3 protein-coding genes are annotated in these 2836 nt (G+C 36.8%); all 3 read left to right on the forward strand.

The genetic code is table 11. The annotated features are described in order from the left end of the window. The first annotated feature begins 144 nt into the window (after positions 1 to 144). Genes ABF281_RS01115 through ABF281_RS01125 form a run of 3 tightly spaced genes read left to right on the forward strand, consistent with a single transcriptional unit; the run spans position 145 to position 2734 of the window. Positions 145 to 672 carry a DUF3341 domain-containing protein gene (locus ABF281_RS01115; RefSeq protein WP_347179858.1) on the forward strand — a complete coding sequence of 176 codons (528 nt, stop codon included), beginning with the start codon at positions 145 to 147 and terminating at the stop codon, positions 670 to 672. 10 nt (positions 673 to 682) lie between these two features. Beyond that, positions 683 to 1231, forward strand: coding sequence for a cytochrome c (locus ABF281_RS01120; RefSeq protein WP_347179859.1), 549 nt, complete (start codon positions 683 to 685; stop codon positions 1229 to 1231). Positions 1232 to 1258: 27 nt separating this feature from the next. After that, the gene (locus tag ABF281_RS01125; protein WP_347179860.1) at positions 1259 to 2734 is read left to right on the forward strand and encodes a quinol:cytochrome C oxidoreductase; all 1476 of its coding nucleotides are present in this window, start codon (positions 1259 to 1261) and stop codon (positions 2732 to 2734) included. Positions 2735 to 2836: the final 102 nt, after the last annotated feature.

A 2836-nucleotide genomic window follows, 5' to 3' on the forward strand; every position in this document is an offset into this window, starting at 1 on the left:
AGCGGAAGTAAAAACTATTTTAAAATCTTCGGGTGAATTTTACAAGAAGAGAAGCGAACAAGGAATTCCTACTAAGCCAGCCATTGTTGTTTTAGATGCAGCGAGCAAGAAGGAAGATTCTGATAACAATTTAAACGGATAATTATGGAATCATCAAAAGTTATTCACGCGTTTTATACCGATGACGAAGTGCTGTTAGATGCAGTAAAAACTGTAAAAGCAGCACACCATCACATTGAAGAAGTATTTTGTCCATTCCCTGTTCACGGCCTAGACAAAGCCATGGGATTAGCACCAACCAGACTTGCCATTACTGCATTTTTGTATGGAATTACAGGTTTAGGTTTTGCTATCTGGATGACCAATTATATGATGATTGACAACTGGCCACAAGACATTGGTGGAAAACCAAGTTTTAGTTGGGCAGAAAACATGCCAGCCTTTGTGCCAATCATGTTTGAATTGACCGTATTTTTTGCAGCCCATTTAATGGTAATTACTTTCTATATGAGAAGTAGAATATGGCCTTTTAAAGATGCAGAAAATCCAGATCCAAGAACCACAGATGACCATTTTTTAATGGAAATTCCAGTGCACAACAACGAAGCAGAACTAACTTCTTTGTTAAGTGAAACAGGCGCAGTAGAAATTAACGTAGTAGACAAGCATTAATCAATAGATAATGAAGAATTTTAAATTAATTATCGCTTTAGTAATTGTTGCAAGTTTAGCTTCTTGTGGCGATAAGAGAACTCCCCAAATGCAATACATGCCAGACATGTATGAATCGACTCCTTACGATACAGATGCAGAAAATGGTCTGAATGGAAATCCTGTGAACCGCAAACCAGTTGCTGGAACCATCCCAAGAGGAGGACACCCTGCTTATGATATTGCAGATACCAATGAAGGATATGAGAAAGCGAAAGCAGACCTAAAAAATCCTTTAGAGCGTAATGAAGCAAACTTGGCCAATGGAAAGGCAATGTACACCATATATTGTACTTCTTGTCATGGTAAAAAAGGAGATGGAAACGGACATTTATCCAAAACTGAGAAATTCTTAGGAATCCCTAATTATAAAGATAGGGACCTTACAGAAGGGAGCATTTATCATGTTTTAATGCACGGTAAAAACTTAATGGGTTCTCATTCCTCTCAATTAACATACAAGGAACGTTGGCAAATTGTTCAATACGTAGAAGTTTTACGTGCAGATTTGTTAAAATAAGTTTAAAAAAGAAAGAATACGAAAGATATGTATCAATTCTCAGGTAGATTAAAAACATTCTCACTAGCCCTTATAATATTAGGGTTTGTTGGGTTGGCGTATAGTTTTTATAATGGCTCTCAAAAGACATTAGAAGACGCAAAACATGCAATTGAAGCTGCAAATAGTGACGCTCATGGAGCTGGTCATGGTGAGGCAGCAACACCTCATGCAGCGGAAGCAGGTCATAATTCGCATGCACTAAAAACAGATAAAGAAGCACATGCTTCCGAAGACAAAGATACATCTCATGGTGATGTACATGCTAGCTCAGAAGCACACGGTACATCTCACGATGACGAACATGCCACGCATGTTTTACATCAATTACAAAACAGACCTTGGTCCGCATTTTATGTAGCCTTGTTCTTCTCTTTAGGATTGACACTATTGGTACTAACGTTTTATGCAATTCAACGTGTTGCACAAGTTGGTTGGTCAGTAGTCATCTTAAGAGTGATGGAAGCAATTACAGCAAACTTACTGCCAGTATCGATTATTATGATTCTTGTTTTGGCAGCTTCAGTAATGCACATCAACCACTTATTTCCATGGATGGCAGAAGGCGTTTTTGATCCCGAAAGCGACAAGTATGATGCTATTATTGACGGAAAATCGATATGGATGAATGCTACCGGCTTTATGTTAAGAAGTATCGCTTACCTTGTCATATGGAATGTTTATAGATTCTTAATTCGAAAAGGTTCTATCAAAGAAGATACTGCAAACGACGGCAACAAAACCTATAAGAAAAACTATAACATGTCTGTTGTTTTCTTATTCTTATTCATGATCACAGAATCAATGATGTCTTGGGACTGGATTATGGGATTAGACCCACACTGGTTTTCCACATTATTTGGATGGTATGTATTGGCAACATTATTAGTAAGTGCATTAACAGTAATTGCGTTTGTAACCATCTACTTACGTTCTAAAAATGCCCTGCCTGGAATCAATGACAGTCACATTCATGATTTAGCAAAATTCATGTTTGGTTTCTCTGTATTCTGGACCTACTTATGGTTTGCACAATTTATGTTAATCTGGTATGCAGACATTCCAGAAGAAACAACCTATTTCGTAGCACGATTTACAGAGTATAAGTTACCCTTCTTAGGAATGGTTGTGATGAACTTTGTATTCCCAATATTACTATTAATTAATAGCGACTTTAAAAGCAGGCCTTGGTTTGTGTTTATTGGAGGAGCAGTTATCTTAATGGGACATTATGTAGATGTATTTGTCATGGTTATGCCATCAACAGTAGGCGCTCAGTGGTCTTTTGGAATCCCTGAATTAAGTGCAATCTTTTTCTTTATAGGATTGTTTATCTATACTACGTTTAGTGCATTTGCAAAGGCAAATCCAATTGCGAAAGGAAATCCATTCTTAAAGGAGAGTGAGCATTTTCACTATTACAATATCGAACACACAGGAGAAGGATCTGGAGATCACCATTAATAATCATTGAATTAAAAAATTAAGACAAAATAAATATGTTAGCTTTATTTTATATTTTTATAGGTGTTGCAATTGGAGTCAGTTTTTGGCAGATTACCAGAG

It is taken from the genome of Wenyingzhuangia sp., from assembly GCF_039768515.1.
Classification (GTDB): Bacteria; Bacteroidota; Bacteroidia; order Flavobacteriales; family Flavobacteriaceae; genus Wenyingzhuangia.